This is a genomic window from Streptomyces sp. NPDC089424, from assembly GCF_044749345.1.
Classification (GTDB): domain Bacteria; phylum Actinomycetota; class Actinomycetes; order Streptomycetales; family Streptomycetaceae; genus Streptomyces.
Genome location: NZ_JBIVHU010000013.1, coordinates 57,271 through 80,868 on the forward strand (window position 1 = coordinate 57,271; position 23,598 = coordinate 80,868).

General features: G+C 71.0%; 14 protein-coding genes. 8 read left to right on the top strand and 6 right to left on the bottom strand.

Annotated features, from left to right (window positions below):
• Positions 1-54: 54 nt before the first annotated feature.
• Both ACIP2X_RS37545 and ACIP2X_RS37550 read left to right on the top strand, forming a co-directional pair.
• Complete coding sequence (locus ACIP2X_RS37545; protein WP_401682760.1) at positions 55-1,485, top strand: dihydrolipoyl dehydrogenase family protein; 1,431 nt, start codon at positions 55-57, stop codon at positions 1,483-1,485.
• 226 nt (positions 1,486-1,711) lie between these two features.
• A complete protein-coding gene (locus tag ACIP2X_RS37550; protein WP_401682763.1) occupies positions 1,712-2,293 on the top strand; it encodes a TetR/AcrR family transcriptional regulator in 582 nt (193 codons plus the stop codon).
• 1,297 nt (positions 2,294-3,590) lie between these two features.
• On the opposite strand, the gene ACIP2X_RS37555 is transcribed toward ACIP2X_RS37550, so the two are convergent.
• Positions 3,591-4,589 (bottom strand): NADP-dependent oxidoreductase, encoded by a 999-nt coding sequence (locus ACIP2X_RS37555; protein WP_401682801.1) that lies wholly within the window; start codon positions 4,587-4,589, stop codon positions 3,591-3,593.
• An 834-nt stretch (positions 4,590-5,423) separates the two neighbouring features.
• Here ACIP2X_RS37555 and ACIP2X_RS37560 point away from each other — a divergent pair.
• On the top strand, positions 5,424-7,784 hold the full coding sequence (locus ACIP2X_RS37560) for a SpoIIE family protein phosphatase (RefSeq protein ID WP_401682766.1): 2,361 nt from the start codon (positions 5,424-5,426) through the stop codon (positions 7,782-7,784).
• Between the two features lie 1,536 nt (positions 7,785-9,320).
• On the opposite strand, the gene ACIP2X_RS37565 is transcribed toward ACIP2X_RS37560, so the two are convergent.
• On the bottom strand, positions 9,321-9,770 hold the full coding sequence (locus ACIP2X_RS37565; RefSeq protein WP_401682768.1) for a spore-associated protein: 450 nt from the start codon (positions 9,768-9,770) through the stop codon (positions 9,321-9,323).
• A gap of 273 nt (positions 9,771-10,043) precedes the next feature.
• Positions 10,044-11,153 (bottom strand): serine hydrolase domain-containing protein, encoded by a 1,110-nt coding sequence (locus tag ACIP2X_RS37570; RefSeq protein ID WP_401682771.1) that lies wholly within the window; start codon positions 11,151-11,153, stop codon positions 10,044-10,046.
• 535 nt (positions 11,154-11,688) lie between these two features.
• Between ACIP2X_RS37570 and ACIP2X_RS37575 the strand changes: the two genes are divergently transcribed.
• Positions 11,689-13,950 (top strand): MMPL family transporter, encoded by a 2,262-nt coding sequence (locus tag ACIP2X_RS37575; RefSeq protein ID WP_401682774.1) that lies wholly within the window; start codon positions 11,689-11,691, stop codon positions 13,948-13,950.
• Between the two features lie 200 nt (positions 13,951-14,150).
• Here the strand turns inward: ACIP2X_RS37575 and ACIP2X_RS37580 are convergent, their stop codons facing one another.
• Complete coding sequence (locus ACIP2X_RS37580; protein WP_401682777.1) at positions 14,151-15,728, bottom strand: acyl-CoA carboxylase subunit beta; 1,578 nt, start codon at positions 15,726-15,728, stop codon at positions 14,151-14,153.
• Positions 15,729-15,998: 270 nt separating this feature from the next.
• Here ACIP2X_RS37580 and ACIP2X_RS37585 point away from each other — a divergent pair, with 270 nt between their 5' ends.
• On the top strand, positions 15,999-16,760 hold the full coding sequence (locus ACIP2X_RS37585; protein WP_401682780.1) for a thioesterase II family protein: 762 nt from the start codon (positions 15,999-16,001) through the stop codon (positions 16,758-16,760).
• A gap of 17 nt (positions 16,761-16,777) precedes the next feature.
• Here ACIP2X_RS37585 and ACIP2X_RS37590 read toward each other — a convergent pair whose 3' ends face one another.
• Positions 16,778-17,302 carry a hypothetical protein gene (locus ACIP2X_RS37590; protein ID WP_401682783.1) on the bottom strand — a complete coding sequence of 175 codons (525 nt, stop codon included), beginning with the start codon at positions 17,300-17,302 and terminating at the stop codon, positions 16,778-16,780.
• Between the two features lie 433 nt (positions 17,303-17,735).
• On the opposite strand from ACIP2X_RS37590, the gene ACIP2X_RS37595 reads away from it, so the two are divergent.
• The 3 genes from ACIP2X_RS37595 (at position 17,736) to ACIP2X_RS37605 (ending at position 20,268) form a co-directional block, all read left to right on the top strand.
• On the top strand, positions 17,736-18,248 hold the full coding sequence (locus tag ACIP2X_RS37595; protein WP_401682785.1) for a hypothetical protein: 513 nt from the start codon (positions 17,736-17,738) through the stop codon (positions 18,246-18,248).
• Positions 18,249-18,344: 96 nt separating this feature from the next.
• Positions 18,345-19,187, top strand: a complete 843-nt coding sequence (locus ACIP2X_RS37600) for a DUF4097 family beta strand repeat-containing protein (protein WP_401682788.1) — start codon at positions 18,345-18,347, stop codon at positions 19,185-19,187.
• Between the two features lie 298 nt (positions 19,188-19,485).
• The gene (locus ACIP2X_RS37605) at positions 19,486-20,268 is read left to right on the top strand and encodes a thioesterase II family protein (protein ID WP_401682791.1); all 783 of its coding nucleotides are present in this window, start codon (positions 19,486-19,488) and stop codon (positions 20,266-20,268) included.
• 121 nt (positions 20,269-20,389) lie between these two features.
• Here ACIP2X_RS37605 and ACIP2X_RS37610 read toward each other — a convergent pair whose 3' ends face one another.
• Positions 20,390-23,551, bottom strand: a complete 3,162-nt coding sequence (locus ACIP2X_RS37610) for an amino acid adenylation domain-containing protein (RefSeq protein ID WP_401682794.1) — start codon at positions 23,549-23,551, stop codon at positions 20,390-20,392.
• Positions 23,552-23,598: the final 47 nt, after the last annotated feature.

Here is a 23,598-nt window from a genome sequence, read left to right on the forward strand (position 1 = left end):
CCGAGCGCAGTCATGCAAGCAATGAGGAACGCAGCAGTGATAAACGCAGCAGTGATGAACGAGACCACCCGTACCTACGACGTGATCGTGATCGGCGGGGGCCCGGTCGGCGAGAACGTCGCCGAACGCGCCCGTGCCGCCGGGCTCAGCAGCGTGCTCATCGAACGCGAACTCCTCGGCGGCGAGTGCTCGTTCTGGGCCTGCGACCCCAGCAAGGCGCTGCTGCGGCCGGTGGTGGCACGTGCCGACGCGAGCCGCGTACCCGGACTCGACCCGGCGGTGGCCGGCCCGCTGGACGTCGAGGCGGTCCTCGCACACCGCGACAAGATGTCCTCGTACTGGAAGGACGAGGACCAGGTCGACTGGCTCGACTCGGTCTCTGTGGACCTGATCCGCGGCCACGGCCGCCTCACCGGTACCAAGCAGGTGGCCGTGCAGACCCCCGAGGGCGACATCATCGCCCTGACCGCCCGGCACGCCGTCGCCGTCTCCACCGGCACCCGCGCCGCCCTGCCCCCCATCCCCGGATTCGACACCGTGCGCCCCTGGACCAGTCGCGAGGCCACCAGCGCCGACAAGGTGCCCGGCCGCCTCACCGTCGTCGGCGGTGGTGTGGTCGCCGTCGAGATGGCCACCGCCTGGCAGGCCCTCGGCTCCCAGGTCACCATGCTCGTCCTGGAGAACGGACTCCTCGAGCGGATGGAGCCGTTCGCCGGCGAACTGGTCGCCGACGGACTGCGTGAAGCAGGCGTCGACATCCGCTTCGACACCACCGTCACCTCCATGGCCCGCGAGGACGGCGAGGTGCGGATCACGCTGTCCGACGGCGGGCAGCTGGCCGCGGACGAGATCCTGCTGGCGACCGGACGCGCCCCGCAGACCCGCGACATCGGCCTGGAGAGCGTCGGTCTCACCCCCGGCGACTGGCTGGCCGTCGATGACACCTTCCGGGTCACCGGCGTCGACGGCGGCTGGCTGTACGCCGTCGGCGACGTCAACCGCCGCGCCCTGATGACGCATCAGGGCAAGTACCAGGCCCGGATCGCCGGCAACGTCATCGGCGCCCGCGCCAAGGGGGAGCCCATCGACGACGCCCCCTGGGGCGCGCACGTCGCCACCGCCGACACGGCTGCCGTCCCGCAGGTCGTCTTCACCACCCCCGAGATCGCCTCCGTCGGCCTGACCAGCCGCGAGGCCGAGCGCAGCGGGCGCCGTATCAAGGTCGTCGACTACAACCTCGCCCACGTCGCCGGCGCCCACCAGTACGGCGAGGACTATCGCGGCCACGCCCGCATGCTCATCGACACCGATCGCAACACCGTGGTGGGCGTCACCTTCGCAGGCCCCGGCGTCGGAGAACTCGTCCACTCGGCCACCATCGCCATCGCCGCCGAAGTTCCCATCGACCGGCTCTGGCACGCCGTACCCGCCTTCCCCACCCTCGGCGAAATCTGGCTGCGGCTGCTGGAGACCCACCGCGGCTGAACATGCTCCCTCGCCAGTACGGGGAGGGGCCCTCGTCTCGGCAGAACCGCTGCATCACAGCCCACTCCGCTCCGAGTGACGCATCAGCACGGACGAAGATGACGGCCGCAGAGGGTGGCTCGTCCCTGCCCGCCCTGCACGATACCCTTATCCGGATCACTGGTCCACGTAATCGGATCGGCGATCCGGATACGTGGACCGCTGACCGGACTGCCAAGGGGGACAGATGCGGGCCGATGCCAGGAAGAACCGAGACCACCTGCTCGCCGTAGCGGACGCCGCAATCAGAGAGCAGGGCGTCGACGTGTCCCTGCGCGACATCTCGCGCAGGGCCGATGTCGGGCTCGCGACGCTGCTGCGTCACTTCCCGACGCGCGAGTCGCTGCTCGACGCCCTGCTCCACACGAGCTTCGGTGAACTGACTGCCAAGGCGGGCGCCCTCGAGACGGACGACTCGCCCGGCGATGCCCTCATTTCGTGGCTGCGCGACTGCGTCGGGTGGACGACCGAGTACCGGGGCGCGGTCGTGCTGATGGCAGCCGCCATCGCGGACCCCGAGTCCGCACTACACGCTTCGTGCGTCACACTGCGCGCGGCTGGTGCGCGGCTGCTCACCCGGGCCCAGGCCGCGGGCGTGGCGCGGACCGACATCGACGGGGACGATCTGTTCGCACTGGTGGAGGCGCTCGCCTGGGTCGGTGATCAACGCTCGCTCGCGCCACGCGCCGATCACCTCTTCGGCGTGGTCGCCAGCGCGATCCTGACCAGCACAGCGAGCAGCGCTCCCGAAGGGGGCACCCGTAGCTGAACTCGTCACACAGACCGGTGAACTCGCCCCGCGCGCTCGGCACAAGCGGATCGGTGCCGAGTCGCCATTGCGCGGTCCGCTCCTAGGTATCGCACGGCTCGACGCCGGCGACCTTCCCCAGGGGGCGCTACTTCCTCACCGAGTTTCTGCGGCCGACGGCGGACTTGACCGAACTGCAGGCCACCCGGGCGACGACCTATCCCGTAGGCCTTGCGATCTGGTTGCTGTCGGGCCGAAAGGCGCATGCCGCACCCGGCCTGTTGTCCTGTCTTACCCGGCTGACGGCTCCGGCACTTTTGACCACACCGCCAAAGACACCTGTATCACGCAGTGACACGTCGACGCCTGCTCGCTGATTCGGCGCCCGCTACGGCGAGCAGGTGGTCGCGGTTCTTCCTGTCGCCGGCCCGCATCCGAACCTCCTGACTGTGCGGATCAGCGGTCCATTATCCGGATCGGCGGTCGGAAAGCGGACCCCGCTGCCTGAGCGAGGAGAACGCCGCCGGCCACGGTTTTCCAAAGAGGGCCCGCCCGGGGCGGTCGATCCGGTGCTTCGGAAACTGGCCGTGCGGCTGGAGGAGGTGGTCACGTCGGCACCTTGGGCATTCCTGAGGAGGCTTCACCACCAAGATCCACGTCGTCGCCGACGAGCGATGCCGGCACGGCGCCTTCATCCGGACGCCTGGACACTACGCCGAGGGCCCCCAGCTCGCGGAAGCAGATTGCCGGTGTTCCGCACCGAGGGGGGCCGGCCCGTGCCCGGCCAAGTCCTGGCAGCCACGGCCAACACGTCCCGTCATGACCGCCGTTACCGTGGTGACGCCTCTAGCGGGAGGCTGCACGCTCCTTCCTCAGCAGACCGCTGCGGCGCCGACGCGTCCGCGTCCTTATCGGCGTGGTGTGGAGAACGGAGCGGGATCTGGACCGCGCGCATCGCTATCCGATTCGCCCGGCGAGTACAGCTCCAAACAGCGAGTTCCTCTCGACGAGGCGACGCTGCTCGCCTGCTGCCAGGCCCGGATCGCCGCCTGCAAGGTCCCGCGACGCATCGCAGGAGGCGCAGGCCCTGTGGAGGACGCGGAGCGCTGACACCGATCCAGCCGAGGACGGCATCCGGGTGCGGTAGCCGTGGCATCGGCGGGTGAAGGTGTCAGGGCATGCCGGGGTTGGTGGTAGCCACTGGAACACTTCCTGTCCGCAGCGCCCGGGCCTAGCAGACGACGACCGCGGGCAGTACACGACACTGCGGACAACTTGACAACGCCACAGCCGGACGCGTCGGTGGGACGGCTCGTTCTTAGGCGACCGTGAGCACGACCTTGCCCTGGATGTGCCCCCGGGCGATTCGCTCGTGCGCCGCCCGGGCATCCGCGAGCGGGAACGTGCTGTCGATCGCGACGCGAATATTCCCGGCGTCGACCAAGCTCTCCAGTTCGGCGAGCTGCGCGCCGCTTGAGCGGACCGACACGGCCGTGACCGTGACACCCAGCTCCGCGTTCTCTTCGTCGTCGAACTGGCCGAAGTACACCGGGTAGAGGGACCCGCCGCGCTTGAGGGTGCGCAAGAAGCGTCTGCTGTTGGGACCCCCGACGGCGTCCAGGACCAGGTCGACGTCACGGACGACCTCCTCGGGCCGCTCCTTGGTGTAGTCGATGAACTCGTCGGCGCCGAGCTCGCGCAGGAACGTCTCGTGAGCGCCGGAGGCCACGGCGATGACGCGGGCCCCCTTCCACTTGGCCAGCTGGAGAGCAAGGTGCCCCACGCCACCTGCAGCGCCGTTGATGAGCACCGTGCTCTCGCTGTCGAGTGCCATCGGGCGGTGCTGGGCCTCTTGGAACGGCGAGGGATGATCGTGCCCGAGCTCGATCAAGAACTGCCACGCCGTCAACCCCGACATGACCAGGGCAGCGGCGTGCACGTGATCGATGCCGGCCAGCTTGCGGGCGAGGTCGGACGCTGGCGCGGTGACGTACTCGGCGTACGCGCTGCTCTGGAGAAGGGTGGGGAAGCGCAGAAGGCCGATCACCTCATCTCCGACGGCGAAGCCGTTGACGTCGGCAGCGACGGCTTCCACGACGCCTGAGACGTCGGTCCCCGGAATCAGGGGGAGATGGAACTGGGGCCTGATCTTTGGGGGTATGTCGGGCATCCCCTCGCGCGCGTACCGGTCAGGAGGGTTGACGCCGACCGCGTGCACGCGCACGAGCACCTCACCCGGCCCCGGCACGGGAACCGGCACCTCCTCAAGACGCAGCACCTCAGGGCCGCCGAACTCGTGCAGCCGGATCGCTTTCATGGTCTGTTTTGGCACAGCGCTCTTCCTGCGTGTCTCGCGGGGGCAAATGAAATGAATCAGTGGTCCACTTTTCCGGATCACTGGTCCGAATATATGGACCACTGATCCGAATAGTCAAGAGGGGCGGATGCAAGCCGATGCCAGGAAGAACCGCGACCACCTCGCCGTAGCGGGCATTGCCATCACTGGGCAGGGCGTCGACGCCGTCCCTGCGCGACATCGCGATCGCCGAAGTGCCGAGCACCCGGACCCTCGACCCGCTCAACGCCGCGATCGCGTTGAGCGAGTGCACCTTCGCACTGCTCGTTGCGGCGCGTGGAGGACGGCCTGGACACAGTCCCGGCGGACGCCCTCCCCACGGCCACGCGCCGGCAGCGGGCAGCTGCCCCTGCCGGCCGTCGGCGCGGGCCTGCGTGTGGCCGACGTCTCCAACGTCAGCCTCGTCTCGGTCGCTTCCGGCATCGGATCAGCCGGCCCGCCCTCCTGCGCCGTTTACCGTCCTCAACCGAGCGGGCACATTCGGTCATATCCGACGCCCCGCCAGCCGCGCCGACACCATCGACGCCGTATTGCACCGCATCCGATCGCGCCTGCCCGCCGTGCAGGAGGCCGACAGTCCGGCATCCCAGGGCGGAGACCGTCCAGCACCGGCAACCACCGCCCCGGCGCCGGGCATCCAACGCGCCGCACCAGGCACCTTCATGATCAGGACCTACAGTTGAAGTACGCGAGGGACCTGGCGAAAGGCAGCTGAACCGATCGGTTCGGCTGCCGGGTGAGCAGGTCCGTCGCCGGCACGGGGCGGGCAGGGACGGAAGCGGAGGTGCTTTCCCGATGCCCAACGATGACGTGCTCGCGCTCGTCGACGAGGGCGGCCGGGTGATCGAGTGGAGGCGCCCCGCCGAGGAGCTGTTCGGGTGGTCCGCCGAACAGGCCGTCGGCCGGTCCGTGACCGCGCTCCTGCGTGAGCTCGCCACCGACGGCGAACAGCGACGGGAAAGACTCCCGGACCTCAGCGCGGTCCAGGTCAAGCCGGTGCTGCGCGGCGCCTCGGTGCTGTGGCAGGTGCACGCGGCAGAGGGCACTGCACGGGGACAGGAAACACCTGAGCACAAAGTATCCGGATGGGACGTGCCGGGGCAGGACCTGTCGATCCTGGAAGCTGTGTTCGCCCATTCCCCGGTGGGAATGCTCGTCCTCGACGAGCGACTGCGTGTGGTCCGCACGAGCAGCACCGCCGGCGGGCTGCGCGTCACCCCCGCGGGGCAGGCGGAGCACCTGCCGGGCGCGTACTTCACCGAGGCGTGTGCATTCGAGGACGCCGAGGAAGAAGCCGTCGTAGCGGGACGGGTCCTCGGGAGCGGCAAGCCGGAGGTGAACCGGACCGTCCGGGTCCTGAGAGCGCCGGGCCGGCCCCGGAGCCGCACCGCATCCGTCTCCTACTTCCGCCTGGCGGACTCCCACGGCGATGCCATCGGAGTGGTGGCGTACATGGTCGACGTCACCGAGCGGGAGAGCGCACAGCAGCGTCTGGCCTTCCTGGAAGCGGTCCGCTCACGCGTGGGGCACCGGCTGAACGTGATGCACGTCTGCCAGGAGCTGGTGGAGGCCGTGGTGCCCGCCTTCGCCGACGTCGTCGATGTCGAGGTGATCGAAGACGTCGTCCGCGGGGAAGACCCTCCCCCCACTCCCGTCCGGCCGGATCTCCCACTGCGCCGAGCAGCCTTCCGCGGCGGCATCGGAAGTCACCCGGCCGCAGTCGTGCGCGCCCTGCCGGCCGGCACCCCCTTCTCGCACGTCCTGTCCGACCTGCGGCCCCGTCTCGTCTCCCTCGAAAAGAACAGCTCATGGCAGGCCGCCGACCCCGAACGGGCCGACATCATCGAGCGATCCGGCGCCCGCTCCCTGATCGTCGCGCCACTGGCAATGCACGGGCAGACTCTGGGCGTGGTCAGCTTCTACCGTGGCCGGCAGCAGGACCCCTTCGAGCAGGACGACATCACGGTGGCCTGCGCGGTGTGCGGGCACGCGGCGCTCTGCATCAACAACGCCCGCCTCTTCATGCGCGAATGGATGATCGCGTCGACCGTCCAGCGCAGGCTTCTCCCCCAGCACCCCGCCGCGCAGGCCACGGTGGAGGTCGCCCCACTGCGCCACGCCGACCCGCAGGGCGGCAGCGCGTGGTTCGACACGATCGCCCTGCCTTGCGCGCGGACCGCGCTGATCGTCGGCAACGTGGCCGGGCAGGGCATTGCCGCCGCCGTCACCATGGGACTGCTGCGCACAGCGCTCCATACACTCGCCGCCCTGGACCTGGAGGCCGACGAGCTGCTGGCCCGCCTGAGCGACACCGCAGCACGTCTCGTCGCCGCACGTGCCTCACTGCCCCCCACCGACCCCCTCAGCCGCGAACCACTCATTGCCGGCTGCATCATCGCCATCCACGACCCGGTCGACCTCACCTGCACCATCGCCCGCTCCGGCCTCCCCGAACCGGCCGTGATCCTCCCCGACGGCACCCCCGCCGACCTGTCCGTCCCCCCGGGCCCCCCGCTCGCCGCCGCAGACAACGCCCCCTTTCCCGCCACCACCGTCAGCATCCCCGAAGGAACCACGCTGGCCATGGGCACGGCCACACTCGCCGACCAGCTCCTGGCACCCAGCGGCCCCCTGCGCCCACTCCTGTACCGCACCCCCGCAACACCTCTGCCGGACATACGCGACACCCTCGCCGGCGCGCTCAGTCGCAACCACCCCACCGGCGAGACACTCCTCCTTCTCGCCCGCACCAAAGCACTGCCCGCCGATCAGGTACTGACCTGCGACCTCCCCGCAGGCCCGGAGGCCGCACCGATCGCCCGCGCCGCCACCCGCCGCCAACTGGACGCCTGGAAGGTGGACGAGGAAACAGCATTCACCACCGAACTCATCGTCAGCGAGTTCGTCGGCAACGCCGTCCGCCACGGCACCCCGCCCCTACGACTCCGTCTGCTCCACCACCAGAAGCTGACCTGCGAAGTCACCGACGCCGCAGCCAGCGCCCCCCAGGTCAAACACGCCCGCACCATCGACGAGACAGGCCGAGGCCTGCACATCGTCGCCACCCTCGCCGACCAATGGGGCACCCGCTACCAGCCCCAAGGAAAAACCGTCTGGGCAGAACAGCCGACAGGGGCGTCGACGGCACCTCCATAACTCGGATCGCCCGCAAGAGAGCAACAGCGCGGGCACGGCGCCCGAACGGCCCGGCGCCATGCCCCGATTCCAGCCCCTTCTCGTGCGGCGTCGCCCCCCTCGCCACGGTCGCTGCTACGCGCCGATCAGCTCGACCGGACTGCTCCGCGGTCGACTTGGAGCAGGGGCAGACCTGGACGCCCGACTGCCCCGGCCGTCGGCGGTGTACAGCGTGTCCATTGATACGCTCGCCGCCGGCATCGGCCGGGACCGTGATGTTTCCTTCTTTGCCGGCATGGCGGCAGCCACGGCATCGGGCTGGGCAGGCGCCCCGCACAGGCTGCCGCCGCGGGCAGCAGCTCGCGTGAGTCGGTGAAGTCCACGGCGCAGAAGACGCCGTACAACACGTCGTACGTGGGCGGGCGGGGCTGATGCCACCTGCGTCGCTTTCCGTGACGTACGGTCGCCGAGCGTCACGACATCGGGACTTCTCGGGTGACACAGCAGTAAAGAGGATGTCAAGCCCCGACATGCAGGGACGTGCTCCTTCCGGCGGGGCTGGGCTTACTTGAAGCACAGGCCGACGCGGTTGAGGAAACCGGCCGGCAAGCGGGTTCGGCATCGTGCCGGAGCCGTGGATCAACCCCCTCTTTCACCTGAGCACCAGGAGATTCCCATGCCCAAGACACCTCTGACCCGACGTCTCGTAATGCTGGCGACGACGAGCGTTCTGGCTGCCGGAGCGGTAGCCGTACCGGTGAACGCGTTCGCCGCGACCCCTCACACACCCGCGGCGATCAGCCATACGTCCTTCGTCAACGACAAGGGGGGCGGCGACAGCAACAACGGCTGGAAGAACGGCGGCTCCGGCAACCGGGACGGCAACGGAAACCGTGGCGGGTCCGGGGGCTGGGACGGCAACGGAAACCGTGGCGGATCCGGCGGCTGGGGCGGCCACGGAGGCCATGGCGGATCCGGCGGACACAAGCCAGCCCCGGCACCGGCACCGGCACCCGCTCCCGCCCCGGCTCCCGCCCCGGCACCGGCTCCCGCCCCGGCACCGGCTCCCGCCCCGGCCCCGGCTCCCGCCCCGGCCCCGGCCCCCGCTCCCGCCCCCGCTCCCGCCCCCGCTCCCGCGCCGGCTCCCGCTCCCGCGCCGGCTCCGGCCCCCGCGCCGGCTCCGAAGCCGAATCCGCTGCCGTTCCCGCTGCCGAATCCCCTGCCGATCCCGCTGCCGAATCCCCTGCCGATCCCGCTGCCTCCGTTCCCGTTCCCCCTGCCCTTCCCGTTCTGATCACGGCAGCCACGCATCAAGGAGACCAACGAGAACAACAGCACCAGCCAAGAGGCGGGCACCCTCCAGGGTGCCCGCCTCGCGTCATCGCAACGCACCCCCACTGCCACCACGGCCACCGTCGCGGCCCGCCGGCGCCGCGCAGCCCTCCACGGGCCTTGGTCTTTTCGCAGGCCGAGATGCTCGTGCGGTCGTCGGGTCGTATGTGCCGACCACGACGACCGCACGACGGCGCAGCACGCCGCGGTCAGGAGGAGCTCAGGTCAGCGGACCTCGGTGACCCGGTGCTCCTTGAACGCGCCGCAGTTGGAGTTGTACACCTGCACGTGCACGTTCTTGATGCCCCCGCCCCAGTCGACGCAGTGGCCCTTGCCGTACACGTAGGCCGGTCCCGCGTACGACGTGTAGCGGCCGTAGTCCTCGCCACGCTCCCAGGTGTCGGGGACTTCGATCCAGACGGCCATGTCCAGGGCCGCACCCGGGTTGTTGCGGATGGTCGCGACGCAGTTCTCGCCGTTCGAGGCGTTGTACGTCAGGTAGACGGTGCCCAGCGAGCCGACAGCGGCCGAGTTCACGGTCTTGTAGGCGCTTCCGCAGACCTTCTGCGGCGTGGTGTTGGGCGCGGCGGAGGCAGGCGCCGCCAACGCGGTCGTGGTCCCCAGGGCCAGGGCGGCGAACGCGGCGCCGGTCAGGACGGAACGGGTGAATCTCATTTTTCCCCCTTGTGGTCATTGGAGTTGGTGTCTCCTGCACGGTCTGACATGCGGCACGGCCGAACGGTTGTCCATCGTCCGCAAAAGATGTGACCGGGTCGCCTCAGCACCCTTCGGGCCGCCGAGCAGGTCGAGGCGGAGGACTGGGCCCCGCGCCTGCTTCCGCCGCTCGACGGCAGTGACCGTGCCGTGTCGGGGGCAGTCCGCTGTCGCCAGTGGTCCGATCGCTCCGGTTCACTGCCCACAGCCAGCTCTCGTGGTGGGCCGTTGCGGCTACCGGGTCGGTTCGGTGGGTCCGTTGAGGAAGACCTCGTTGACGAGCTTTTGCTGGGCGTTCTGGAACGCCGCGGCGGTGGCGGCGAAGTCGAGTTCGGCGTCTCCGGAGGTGAGGGAGGCGGTCAGGGTCGTCCTGCCGTCGGGGGTGGCGTACATCAGTGCCGCCCAGCCGAAGAAGCCGCCGTTGTGGTGGAAGATGGTGCCGCCGCCGTCGGTCTCCTGCACGAACAGGCCCAGGCCGTAGCCGGCTTTGGGGTGCGGTGTGCGCATCTCGGCCAGGAGCGCGTCCGGGAGGAGTTCGCCGCCCATGAGGGCGGAGAAGAACGTGTGGAGGTCCTCGGTGGTCGAGATCATGTCGCCTGCGGCGGAGATCCAGGAGACGTTGAAGCGGGTGACGTCGGCGACCTTCCACTGGCCGGCGTGCTCGTAACGGTAGTAGCCGTAGGCGTGCGGCTCGGGGATCTCCGGTGAGGCGCCGGGCACAAGGGTGCCGGTCATGCCGAGCGGGTGCAGGATCAGCCGGTGCATCTCCTGGGCCAGCGAGTTGCCGGTGACCTCTTCGATCAGCAGTTTGGCCAGGACGTAGTTGGTGTTGGAGTAGCTCCAGTCGGTCCCCGGCTCGAACCGCGCGGGCTTGGACAGTGCCAGCCGTACCAGTTCCTCGGGGCAGTAGGTGTGGAACTGGTTGTCCACGTACTCCTGTCCCTGCCAGGGGATTCCCGGTGCGACGGTTCCGTCGTCGTAGTACTCGCCGGTGTGGCTGAACAGGCCGCTGGTGTGCTGGAGCAGCATGTGTACCGTGATCCGGCGGTCCAGTGCGAACCGGGGCAGGTAGTCGTCGACCGGGCTGTGGAGTCCGATCCTTCCCTCGGCCACCAGTTGCAGCATCACGGTCGCGGTGAAGGTCTTGGTGGTGCTGCCGATGCGGAACCTGCCGTCGACCGGGGGCTTTTCGCTTCCGCCGAGCCGGTTCACGCCGGCGCTGCCGGTCCATCCGCCTCGTTCGTCGTGTACTCGCACCTGCATTCCGGCGAAGCCGGAGTCGATGATCTCCTCCATGGCCTTCTGCAGCTCCGGACGGTCCTGGCGGGTCAGGGTGCGGGACATGTCGGGCTCCTTGTGGGGGGTGGGTGGTTGTCGTGGTGGGGTCGGTGTTCGCTTCCTTGAGGGGTGCGCCACCGACAACGCCATAATGGCACATCTATGGCGCCACATGAAGCCATGAATGTCGCCATCTCTGTGCGACATGGCGTCACCTTGCGGTTCCTTGAGGATTGCGCAGTTCAGAGCGGCTATCCGGCGCGCCCGTCGCTGTCGCGTCACCGGTGCGGCTCCGTAAGGAACTTGCCGTGTCGATGCCTGGATCCGGGACAGCAGCTGCATCGTGGCTCACCCATGGCACACGTATGCTCGATTCGGCGCCAAGAATGCGCCACGATGGGGCCGGGGCAGCAATTGACCGGAACTGACGCATCCGCTCGAAGTCCGCTCGACGATCGGTCCTGGCGCTCAGGGGAATCCGGCCCCTTGACGGCCGAGTAGGTCACCGTGTGTGCATGCCGCGACCCACCGCTCGGTGCTCATGCCCGGGCGGTCGGCGGCATGCGTTCCTTCTCCCCCACTCGACGGGAGTGCCGTTTCCGTGGCCACCTTCCTTTACAGACTCGGCCGTTTCGCCTTCCGGCGGCGCGGCCTCGTGACCCTGCTGTGGGTGCTGATCGTCTTCGGCGTCGGTGCCGCAGCCTCGTCCGCTCCCACGCCGCCGACCGAACAGTTCTCGATGCCGGGCACCGAGTCGCAGAAGGCGTTCGACCTGCTCCAGGAGAAGTTCCCGGACGCCGGCGCCGACGGCGCCACCGCCCGCGTGGTGATCCGCGCGCCCGAGGGCAAGAAGATCACCGAGGAAAAGGCCGCAGTCGGCAAGCTCGTCGGCGAACTCGGCAAGGCGCCCCAGGTGGCGGGGGTCGCCGACCCGTTCACGGCTGACTCGGTCAGCAAGGACGGCCGCACCGCCTACACGGTGGTGGTCTACGAGGTCGCCGCGCCCGACCTCACCGACAAGGCGCACGACGCGCTCACCGAGGTGACCGACCGGGCCCGCGACGGCGGCCTGACCGTCGAAGCCGGCGGTGACGCGGTCATGGTCGAGCAGACCATGTCCGGCACCGGTGAGCGGATCGGCGTGCTGATCTCGGCCGTCGTCCTGGTCCTCACCTTCGGCTCGATGATCGCCGCCGGTATGCCGCTGCTGACCGCCCTGATCGGGGTGGGTGTCGGCGTCTCCGCCATCACCGCGCTCGGCTCGGCCCTCGGGCTGTCCGCCACGACGTCGACCCTGGCGATGATGATCGGCCTCGCGGTCGGCATCGACTACGCCCTGTTCATCGTCTCCCGTTACCGCTCCGAGGTCGTCGAGGGCCGCACACCCGAGGAGGCCGCGGGCCGCGCGACCGGCACCGCCGGTTCGGCCGTCGTCTTCGCCGGGCTCACGGTCATCATCGCGCTGGCCGGCCTCGCGGTCGTCGACATCCCGGTCCTCACCAAGATGGCCCTCGCCGCGGCGGGTACGGTCGCCGTCGCCGTACTGATCGCGGTCACCTTCGTGCCCGCCCTGCTCGGCTTCGCGCCGCGCCGGGTGCTGCGGGTCGCGGACCGCCGCCTCGTGCGCACCAGGAAGCCGCTGTCGGCGCGCAAGCTGCGCAGGTCCGAGAAGAAGGCCGCGAAGTCGGCCGCGCGGACCCGGCCGAACCTGTCCACCCGCTGGGCCATGTTCGTGGTGCGCCGCCCGCTCGGTGTGCTCCTGCTCGCGGTGGTCGGCCTCGGCGCGCTCGCCCTGCCCGCCACCAAGCTGGAACTCGGCCTGCCCGGCGAGGGCACGATGGCGACCGACACCACCCAGCGCAAGGCGTACGACCTGCTGTCCGATTCCTTCGGGCCCGGGTTCAACGGCCCGCTGACGGTGACCGTCGAGGGTGCGGACGCGGCCGCCGCCGGCAAGCGGGCCGGCGCGGCACTGGAGAGGACCGCGGGCGTCGACTCGGTCTCCGCGGTCACCGCCAACAAGGCGGGCGACACCGCCGTCCTGACCGTCGTCCCCACGACCGGGCCGACCGACGCCAGGACGGAGGAGCTGGTGAAGGACATCCGCGCGCAGGCGTCCTCGCTCGCGGCGTCCGCCGGTGCCACCGAGATCCTGGTGACCGGCCAGCCCGCGCTGTTCATCGACTTCTCGCAGACCCTGTCCGACGCGCTGCTGCCCTACCTGGGCCTGGTGGTCGGCCTGGCCTTCCTGCTGCTGCTCCTGGTGTTCCGCTCGGTCCTGGTCCCGCTGAAGGCGGCGCTCGGCTTCCTGCTCTCGGTGAGCGCGGCGCTCGGCGCGCTGGTCGCGGTGTTCCAGCTGGGCTGGGCCGCCGACTTCTTCGGCGTCGAGCAGACCGGGCCGATCATGACGACGCTGCCGATCTTCATGATCGGTGTGGTGTTCGGCCTCGCCATGGACTACGAGGTCTTCCTGGTCACGCGGATGCGTGAGGCGTACGTCCACGGCGCTTCGGCGAAGGAGGCCGTCGTCACCGGGTTCCGGCACAGCGGCCGGGTGGTCGTGGCCGCGGCGCTCATCATGATCAGCGTCTTCTCGGGCTTCGTCTTCGAAGTCGACGACCTGGTCGCGATGATGGGCTTCGGTCTCGCCTCGGCCGTCCTGTTCGACGCCTTCGTGGTCCGGATGGCGATCGTGCCCGCCGTGCACGCGCTGCTCGGCGACGCCGCCTGGTGGCTGCCGAAGTGGCTCGACCGGCTGCTGCCGAACGTGGACGTCGAGGGCGAGAAGCTGCGGCGGCTGCGGTCCGGTCCGGCGGGGGCGGCACGGGGCGCGCCGGAGTACGAGCGGGACCTCGTGCACTGAGGTGACGCGCGGGTGACGGCCGCGGCCCGGCGTGATCTGGTTACAGGTCGCGCCGGGCCGCTCGTGCGTGCCCGGTCAACTGCCGCAAGGCTTCCGTGCGTTCATGTCCGGCGTCGGCGCAAAAACCCAGGGCCAGGCCCGTACGAGCCGGGCCGGTCCGTCGTGCGGACGGGGGCCTGGCACCGCGTCTGCCTCCGGTGTCACTGGGGCTGGTTGCCGTGCTTGCGGGAGGGCTGCTCCGCGTGCTTGGCGCGCAGGACGGCGAGCGCGTCGATCAGTCTGACGCGGGTCTGCGCGGGGTCGATGACATCGTCCACCAGGCCGCGTTCGGCGGCGTAGTACGGGTGCATGAGCCGGTCCCGGTATTCCTTGATGTACTGCTCGCGGGCGGCCTCGGGGTCGGCGGCGGCCGCGATCTCGCGCCGGAAGACGACGCCCGCGGCGCCCTCCGCCCCCATCACCGCGATCTCGTTGCCGGGCCAGGCCAGCGACAGGTCCGAGCCGATGGAGCGCGAGTCCATGACGATGTACGCGCCTCCGTAGGCCTTGCGCAGGATCAGCTGGATGCGCGGGACCGTCGCGTTGCAGTACGCGTAGAGGAGTTTCGCGCCGTGCCGGATGATGCCGCCGTGCTCCTGGTCGACGCCGGGCAGGAATCCCGGCACGTCCACCAGCGTCACGAGCGGGATGTTGAAGGAGTCACACATCTGCACGAAGCGGGCGGCCTTCTCGCTGCCCTTGATGTCGAGGACCCCGGCGAGCGAGGCGGGCTGGTTGGCGACGATGCCGACCACCTGGCCGTCCAGGCGGGCCAGGGCGCACACCACGTTGGGCGCCCAGGCCTCGTGCACCTCGAAGATGTCGCCGTCGTCCACGAACTCCTCGACGACCGCGCGCATGTCGTAGGCGCGTTTCGGGTCGGACGGCACCATGTCGAGCAGGGCGGGGGTGAGCCGGTCGGGCCGGTCGGTGCAGGGCTCCGGCGGGGGCAGTTCACGGTTGCTGGAGGGGAGCAGGGACAGCAGGTAGCGGACGTCGGTGAGGCAGCTCTCCTCGTCGTCGTAGGCGAAGCCGGCGACCCCGGAGAGGCCGGCGTGGGCGTCGGCGCCGCCCAGGTCGTCCTGGCTGATCCGCTCACCGGTGATGGCCTGCACCACCTCCGGTCCCGTGATGAACATCTGCGAGGTGCCGCGCACCATGAACACGAAGTCGGTCAGCGCCGGCGAGTAGGCCGCCCCGCCCGCGCAGGGGCCCATGATGACGCTGATCTGCGGGATCACCCCGGAGTTGCGGACGTTGCGCAGGAAGATCCCGCCGTACCCGGCGAGCGCGGTCACCCCTTCCTGGATGCGTGCCCCGGCGCCGTCGCACAGGCCCACTATCGGGGCCCCGGCCGTCGCGGCCATGTCCATGATCTTGTGGATCTTCTCGGCGTGCGCCTCGCCGAGGGAGCCCCCGAAGATCCTGAAGTCATGGGCGTAGGCGAAGACGGTGCGTCCGAACACCCGGCCCCAGCCGGTGATCACGCCGTCGGTGTAGGGGCGTTTGTCCTCCAGGCCGAAGCCGCTGGCCCGGTGTCTGCGCAACCCTTCGACCTCGGTGAACCGGCCGTCGTCGAAGAGGAGGCCGAGCCTCTCCCGGGCTGTGAGCTTGCCCTTGGCGTGCTGGGCCTCGGTGGCCCTGCGACCGGGACCCCGGTGTACGGCCTCCCGTACGGCCTCGAGTTCGGCGGCCGTACCTCGCTGCCGGCCGACCGGCTTGTCCTCCACGGCGGTCATGCGCTTCCCCTTCCGGCCGTCGATGCACCACCGCTCAGCCTCCGCCCGGTCGCTCGAAGCCGGTTGGAGCGGCGGACGACGCCGTCGCGCGGCTCTCCACCGGCGCGCGAGCACCGGTCGAGGGCGGGGCGGGACGCTCGGGTCGTGAAGCTCCGTTGCAAAGGGCCACGAACCCTCGCGGGGCAACCGCCCGCCGGCGCCCCGACCCCCGAAGGCGCCGGCGGGCCTCTGGCGTGCCCGCGATCACGGACCGAAGGGACAAGACCGACAGTGAACAGTACGTGGTTCCGACGCTTCACCACGGCTGCGGGGAACGGGCCGCGGCTCGTGTGCTTCCCGCACGCGGGGGGCTCCGCGACGGCCTACGCGCAGCTGGCGCGTGCGCTGCCGGCGGACTTCGATGTGATGGCCGTGCAGTATCCGGGGCGTCAGGAGCGGTACGCCGAGGCGCCGTTCACGTCGCTTACGCCGCTCGTGGAGGCGGTGGCGGGAGAACTGACCCGCGCACTGGCCGCGGATCCCGGACGGCCGTACGCGCTGTTCGGCCACAGCATGGGCGCGCTCGTCGCGTTCGAGACGGCCCGGCTGCTCGCCCGGGGCGAACTGCCCGGTCCGCAGCGGCTGTTCCTCTCCGGCCGGGGCGCGCCGCGCACGGGGGCCGGTGTCCGCCGCGCTGCCTACGACGACGCCGAGCTGGTGGCCGAGGTGCGCAGGCTGGGCGGCACCGACCAGTCCGTGCTCGATGACTCCGACGTCCTGGAGATGGTGCTGCCGGCGCTGCGGGCCGACTACCGGGCCCTGGCCGCGTACCGCTGGCACGGGGGAGAGCCGCTCGCCGCTGCGATCACCGCCCTGGTCGGGGACAGCGACCCGATGGTGCCGGTCCAGGAGGTGGGGACATGGCGGGAGCACACCCGCGGCGGGTTCGCCCTCGAGGTCTTCCCCGGCGGCCACTTCTACCTCGCCGAGCAGGTCGGCCGGGTCGCCGGGGTGGTCACCGAGGGGCTCCTCGCCGAAACCCCCGCTTCTTGACCCCCGGGGTGCGGCGGTCAGGCGGCGCCGCAGAGCGCGACCGTCGCGGTGGGCGTCACGGCGCGGGGCACGACCGCGGGTGCGGGAAGGGCGGTACGGGCGGCCGTCGCGGCATGCGGGCGCTTGCGCGCGAAGACGACGAGGCGCAGCACCACGAACCGGGCGACGCCGGCGAGCGCGGAGGCGGACAGGTAGACGGCCTGCTCGAGGACCGCGCCGGGCGCCGCCGCCAGCAGGTGCAGGACGGCCATCGCCGCGCAGGTCACGATGTAGGCGGCCGCCGCGGACCCGGCCGACTGCGTGTGCTGGCGCCAGGTCGCGCGTCCACCCGCGCCGAAGGTGAAGCGGGCGTGCAGTTCGGTGGCGAGCAGGGTGGAGACCGCGGTGACCGCTGCGTTGGCCAGGGCCCAGGGGGTCCAGGAGGCCAGCGCCGCGACCCCGAAGCTGGAGGCGAGTCCCACGCCGCCGCCGCAGACCACGAAGCGGGCGAAGGCGGCGAAGGCCCCGGGTGCCTCGTGCTGTCGGCCCTGTGCTGTCTCCATCGTCCGCCCCCTTCGATCGCCTGGTCCGTGCGGGTGGGCTTCTCGCTCTGCAAGGCCGAGAGCGCCATCCGTGATGCCATCATGACACATAGATGGCGCCATTGGGAGCCATATTGTGTCGCCACCCGTTCCCGCGATGGCATCAAGGCGAGGGAGGGATCGCATCCACGCAGGTCAGCGACTCGTGGACGGCGCCACAGGGCAGTGCTTGGTGCGACGCCCGCAGCCGGCTCGGCCCGGTGCCGCCCGGAGACACCCGAGGGCATCGGGCGCCATCTGGCACCACCCGGGACGCCCGAACACCCGCGGCACCCCCGCGATCCGAGGCCCCCCTCTCGCGTTTCCGCAGGCGGGACGGCCAGCGCCACACCTATGCCACGCGAGGCGTCATACAGACTTGCGTATGGCGTCACAACGATGCCATCATGGCGTCATGGACCTCACCCCGTATGTCGACACCCTCCGCCGGGAACTGGCGGCAGCCGCCGAAGCCGGCGGCGACGAAGCCCGCGAGCTGGCCGCGAGGCTCACCGCTCCCCTGGAGTCGGCGACCAGGCTGGCCATGCTCAACGTGCTCTCCGCCGCGATGGACGAGATCACCCGCGAACTCGCCCCCGGCTCGGTCGACGTACGGCTGCGCGGGCTCGAGCCCAACTTCGTGGTGACCCCGCCGCCCTTCTACGGCGGGGCTCCCGCGGAACCGGCCGCACCCGCCGAACCGCTCGCCGCCCCGGCCGACACCGACGAGGGCGGCACCGCCCGCGTCAACCTGCGCCTGCCGGCCTCCCTCAAGGTCCGCGCCGAGGAGGCCGCGGCCCGCGAGGGCCTGTCGGTCAACGCCTGGCTGGTGCGCACCGTGGCGGCCGCGGTCGACGGCGGCAGCCGGCCGCGTACGCCGGAGAAGTCCCGCAACGTCGGACAGAGCTTCACGGGCTGGGTGCGCTAGCCGCACCCCGGCCCGCCCCTCTTCACCCGCACCACTTCACCCACACCACGTCCCACCAGCGGGGACGCCCCGAAGACCCAAGAGGACGGTACAGCCATGCCTTCGTTCGACACCCCCGCCCCGATCTCGGCCACCGCGCACGTGGACGCCGGTTCCCTCCAGTTCACCGCGGGCGACCGCGCCGACACCGTCGTCGAGGTGCGGCCCCAGGACCCGCAGAAGGAGCTGGACGTACGGACGGCCGAGCAGACCGAGGTCACGTACAAGAACGGCGCGCTGACCGTCAGGACGCCCAAGCCCAAGCTGTTCGGCCGCACCGGCACCGTCGACATCACGGTCGAACTGCCCGCGGGCTCACGCGTCGACATGACCGGCGGCTGGGCCCAGGTGCTCGGCGAGGGCCGGCTCGGCGAGGTCCGGGTGAAGGTCTCGTCCGGCGAGGTCCGCCTCGACAGCACCGGGCCGCTCCAGGTGACCGCGCCGGACAGCTCGATCGCCGTGGACCGGGTCGAGGGCCGCGCCGAGATCACCACCAGCTCCGGCAGCATGCGGGTCGGCCTCGTGGACGGCCCCGCCGTGCTGAAGAATTCGCACGGGACCACGACCGTTGGCGCCGTCACCGGCGAACTGCGGGTGAGCGGCGCCAACGGCAACATCGAGATCGGGCGCGCCGAGGCCTCGGTCACCGCCACCACCACCCACGGCACCGTGCGCGTGGGCGAAGCGGCCCGCGGCACCGTCCAGCTGGAGACCTCCTACGGCGGCATCGAGATCGGTGTGCGTGAGGGCACCGCCGCCTGGCTCGACGTCAGCTCGGGCCTCGGCCAGGTGCGCAACACGCTCGCCTCCTCCGAGAGCCCGAAGGAGACGGAGGACACCATCGAGGTCCGCGCCCGCACCCAGCACGGCAACATCAACATCCGCCGCGCCGCGGTCTGAGCCGCGCACCCTCGGCCGGCCCGTCCGCCCCGGCGTACACCGGCACGGTGCCGGTGTACGCCGCCGCGCACGACAGCGGCAGGACTCCGTTGCTCTGTCCCGCCGAAGGGACATCCAGGCCGCCGCAGGACTCGCCCTTTCCCCCGTCGACGCCACTGCCGCCGATTCTTGGCGGAAAGTCAACAGCGCGGTGTTCCGTCTGCCGACTCAGCTGCCCGTCCGGCGAATTGTGCCATGCTCGATATTCCGCGCCGCGGGCCGGAATCGGTAAATCGGTAGACGCAAAGAAGGGCTGGGCATGACAGAGTCAGGGAAATTCGGCGGGCAGTGGATACACCGCTTCCACCCCAACGACGACAGCGAATTCCGTATCGTCTGCTTCCCGCACGCCGGAGGCTCGGCGACCTACTTCCACGCGCTGTCGGAAGCTCTCTCACCCGAACTGGACGTGCTCGCCGTCCAGTACCCGGGACGGCAGGAGCGGCGTGCCGAGGGCTGCGTCGAGAACTTCGCCGAACTCGCCGACCTCACCTACGCGGCGCTGCGCCGCTGCGAGGACGGCCGGCCCACCGTCTTCTTCGGCCACAGCATGGGCTCCGTCCTCGCCTTCGAGGTGGCCCGCCGCCGCCAGGACGACATGGGCACCCCGCCCGCGTGGCTGCTCGCCTCCGGCTATCCCCCGCCCTCCCTGCTGCGCGGCGGGACGGTGCACCGCCGTGACGACGACGGCCTCGTCGACGAGTTGCGCTCCGTCAACGGGACCGACCCCGTCTACCTGGAGAACAAGCATCTGCGGGCCTCCATCCTCTTCGCCGTCCGCGGCGACTACACGGCCATCGAGACCCACCCCCGCCTCACCGGTGTCCGGCTCGACTGCCCCCTCACCATGCTGGTCGGCGACGACGACCCGCACACCACGACCGCCGAGGCGGAAGCCTGGCGGGAACACACCACCGGCGATTTCTCGCTGCGCGTCTTTCAGGGCGGCCACTTCTACCTCGACCAGTACGGCCAGGAAGTCAACGACATCATCTCCAGCACCGTCCGGGATCTCTCCGCCGCCCGGAAAGCACTCCGCTGAATTCCCCTTTCCCCGGCTTTCCCCGGCTTTCCCCGGCTTTCCCCGGCCGCGCACATCGACGAACGGCACACCCCGGCCGGCAGAGCCGGCCGGGGTGTCGTGACGAATACCGGCACCACGCCTACAGCGCTTCGCCCTCCCGCGTCCTCCTGCGCAGAGCCGGCCTGCTGGAGCGGGCCAGGTCCTTCCACGCGCCGGTCAGACCGGCGATGGTGCGCACCGCGAACAACGTGCGCACGGGCACCTCCTGGTCCAGCTCCGCCCGGATCAGCCCGGTCAGCCTGATCGCCCGCAGCGAGTTGCCGCCGAGGTCGAAGAAGTCGTCGTCGATCCCCACCCGGTCCAGCTCCAGCACCTCGGCGAACGCCCGGGCCAGCACCCGTTCGGTGTGATCGCGCGGCGGCCGGTACGTCTCGTCGTCCCACACGGGCTCCGCCAGCGCCGTCCGGTCCACCCTTGCGCCGGCGGCAAGCGGCAGGCGTTCGCGCACCACGAACACCGACGGGACCTTGAACTTGGGCAGTCGCCCCGCCGCGAACCGGCGCAGCTCGTCATCGGCGACGGCCCGGCCGCCCGCGGGAACCACGTGGGCCACGAGGCGTCGCTGTCCCGAGGCGTCCCCGCCGGCGACCACCACCGCCTGCGCGAGGCCGGGGTGCCCGGACAGCACCTCCTCGACCTCGGCCGGGTCGACCCTGCTGCCGCGTACGTCGGCCCGGGCGTCGGCCCGGCCCACGTACTCGAGGACGCCGTCGCTGCTCCATCGCGCCAGGTCCCCGGTACGGTACATGCGCCCGCCGGGCGGGCCGAAGGGGCAGGGCACGAACCGCTCCGCGGTGCGCCCGGGCTGTCCGAGAAGGCCGCGCGCCACGCCGGTCCCGGCCACGTACAGCTCTCCGCTCACGCCCGCGGGCACCGGCGCCAGCCCCGGACCCAGCACGTACAGGGCCGTGTTGTCCATCGGGCGGCCGACCGCGCCCGCATGGTGCGCCGGTTGGTGCGCCGTCAGGTGCTGGGACGCGGCGAACACGGCCGTCTCCGCCGTGCCGTGTCCGCTCACGATCGTCAGTGCGGGGCATGCCCCCCGCACCCGCCGCAGCGCGGCCGCGGGCACGTGGTCGCCACCGGTGCGCACCTCGCGCAGCCCGGCGAGGGCCTCGGGGCGTTCCGCCGCGATCTGCGAGAACAGGGGCGCGGGCAGCCACACCGTGGAGATGCCGTGCGCCGCACAGGCCTCGGTCAGCGCGTCGGCGTCGAGCTCGCCCGCGGCGACCACCGTCCGGCCGCCGTTCAGCAGGGGAACCCACACGTCGAGGGGGAGCGTCTCGGCGGTGTGCGGCGCGTGCCACAGCACGGTGCTCCCGCCCGCGTCCCGCCAGCGGCGGTCCAGGACGAGACGCTCCATGTTGCGGTGTGTCACGGCGACCGCCGTGGCCTCGCCGGCCGGTGCGGAGCTGTACATCACGGCCAGCAGGGCGTCCTTGGGCACCGTGACCGGTGTCCGCGCCGCGGCACCGCCGGTGTCGGTGTCGGTGCGGATGTCGTCGCACAGGATCACCGGCAGGTCCAGGACGCCGCGGAACGCCTGCGCCGTCGCCGTGTCGGTGAGCAGCGCGCTCGCCGGGGCGGCGCCGGCCGGCGAGGTGATCCGCTCGGCCGGGAACGCCGGGTCGAGCGGCAGGTAGGCTCCGCCGGCCTTCACCACGGCCAGCAGGGCGACGACCAGGTCGGCGGACCGGGGCAGGCCCACGGCGACGACCGTCTCGGGTCCGACATGGCGCCGGCGCAATTCCTCGGCCAGGCGCTCGGAGCGCTCGTCCAGTTCCCGGTACGAGAGCGCCGCGTCCCCGGACACCACCGCGACGGCGTCGGGAGCGCGCTCCACCTGGCGGGCGAACAGCTCCGGGACCGTCAGCCCCGGTACCGCCGCGTCCGTGTCGTCGGGCGCCGTGAGGACCTGCTCCCGCTGGGCGCCGCCCACCACGTCCAGCGCGCCGACCGGCCGTTCGCCGGCGGCCACGAGGGCGCGGATGTGCGCGATCAGGTCCTCGCCGGCGAAGCGCAGTTCGGCGCGGGAGTACAGGCTCGCGGGGGCGTCGAGCCGGATGAACAGGTCGCTGTCGGCGGTCCCGTCGGTGTAGACGCCGATCGCCAGTTCCTCGAAGGTCCCGGTGGTCCCGCCCAGGAAGTGGGCCGGGCTGTCGGCGAAGCGGAGTTCTTCGGCGAACTCGACGACGTTGACGACCGCACCGAAGCTGCCGCGGTCGTTCAGGACGGTTCCGCTCGCGCGCTGGATCTCCGAGTAGTGGCAGGCGGCGTGATCGAAGATCTCGTACGTCTCGTCGCCGATGGCGTCGGCGATCTCGGTGAAGGTCGCGCCGAGCGGAACGCTCACCCGTACCGGCACCACGTTCACCGCGAGGCCGGGTGTCCTGCTCGCCGCTCCCGCCCGGTTGGCCACGGCCAGCGAGAGGAGGAACTCCGGGCGGTCGCAGCGGTGCCGCAGATAGACCGCCGCGGCCGCGGTCAGCATCGACGACAGCCATACGCCCATGGACTTTGCGGTCTCGGTCCACACGTCCGCCTCGGCGCGCGCGACGGTCAGCGTCCGGCTCACCATGCCGATCGGTTCGGTCAGCTCTCCCCAGCGGTCGGCGCTGCCCATCGGTTCGCCGAGCGCGGACCGCTCCGCGTCGGACAGGACGACCCGCGGGACCTGTGCGGGGGCGGGCGCGTCCGCCAGGTAGCCGCGCCAGAACTCCTTGTCCTCGGCGAACTGCTCGGAGGCGCTGTAGCGCTCCGTGTCGGCCGTGAACGACGCGGTGTCCCACGGGTGCGCCAGCTCAGGCACGTCCGCGCCCCGCGCCAGCGCCGTGTACACCTCGGCGAGGCGCCGCGAGAGCATGCCCGCCGCACCGAATCCGTCCGATATGAGGTGGTGGTAGATGATCACCAGCACGGAGCGGGTCGCCGCGAGCCGGACCACACCCAGCCGGAACAGCAGGTCGCGCTCCAGGTCGAACGGCTGCCGCAGCATGTCGGCCAGCGCTTCGCGCGCCGCCCGTTCCGGATCGTCCTCGGCGCCGACATCCAGGTGGAAGGGCCGCCAGTCGCCCAGTTCTCGGGGGACGAGACGCAGTTCGCCGCCGTCGTCGACGAAGGTGACGCGCAGCACCTCCGCCTCGTGCATCACGTGCCGGAACGCGGATTCCATGACGGCCGCGTCCAGCTCGCCGTCCACGTTCCACATGCTCAGCGCATGGTTCAGTGTGTCGGGGAACATTTCCTGCGCCCGCCACAACCCTTTGTGCGCGGATGACGCACCGAACG

Coding starts and splice junctions, on each gene's coding strand:
- ACIP2X_RS37605 (WP_401682791.1), top strand. CDS start 19,486: ATGACAGAGTCAGGGAAATTCGGCGGGCAGTGGATACACCGCTTCCAC.
- ACIP2X_RS37560 (WP_401682766.1), top strand. CDS start 5,424: ATGCCCAACGATGACGTGCTCGCGCTCGTCGACGAGGGCGGCCGGGTG.
- ACIP2X_RS37600 (WP_401682788.1), top strand. CDS start 18,345: ATGCCTTCGTTCGACACCCCCGCCCCGATCTCGGCCACCGCGCACGTG.
- ACIP2X_RS37555 (WP_401682801.1), bottom strand. CDS start 4,589: ATGAAAGCGATCCGGCTGCACGAGTTCGGCGGCCCTGAGGTGCTGCGT.
- ACIP2X_RS37590 (WP_401682783.1), bottom strand. CDS start 17,302: ATGGAGACAGCACAGGGCCGACAGCACGAGGCACCCGGGGCCTTCGCC.
- ACIP2X_RS37610 (WP_401682794.1), bottom strand. CDS start 23,551: ATGTTCCCCGACACACTGAACCATGCGCTGAGCATGTGGAACGTGGAC.
- ACIP2X_RS37570 (WP_401682771.1), bottom strand. CDS start 11,153: ATGTCCCGCACCCTGACCCGCCAGGACCGTCCGGAGCTGCAGAAGGCC.
- ACIP2X_RS37545 (WP_401682760.1), top strand. CDS start 55: ATGAACGAGACCACCCGTACCTACGACGTGATCGTGATCGGCGGGGGC.
- ACIP2X_RS37565 (WP_401682768.1), bottom strand. CDS start 9,770: ATGAGATTCACCCGTTCCGTCCTGACCGGCGCCGCGTTCGCCGCCCTG.
- ACIP2X_RS37595 (WP_401682785.1), top strand. CDS start 17,736: ATGGACCTCACCCCGTATGTCGACACCCTCCGCCGGGAACTGGCGGCA.
- ACIP2X_RS37580 (WP_401682777.1), bottom strand. CDS start 15,728: ATGACCGCCGTGGAGGACAAGCCGGTCGGCCGGCAGCGAGGTACGGCC.
- ACIP2X_RS37550 (WP_401682763.1), top strand. CDS start 1,712: ATGCGGGCCGATGCCAGGAAGAACCGAGACCACCTGCTCGCCGTAGCG.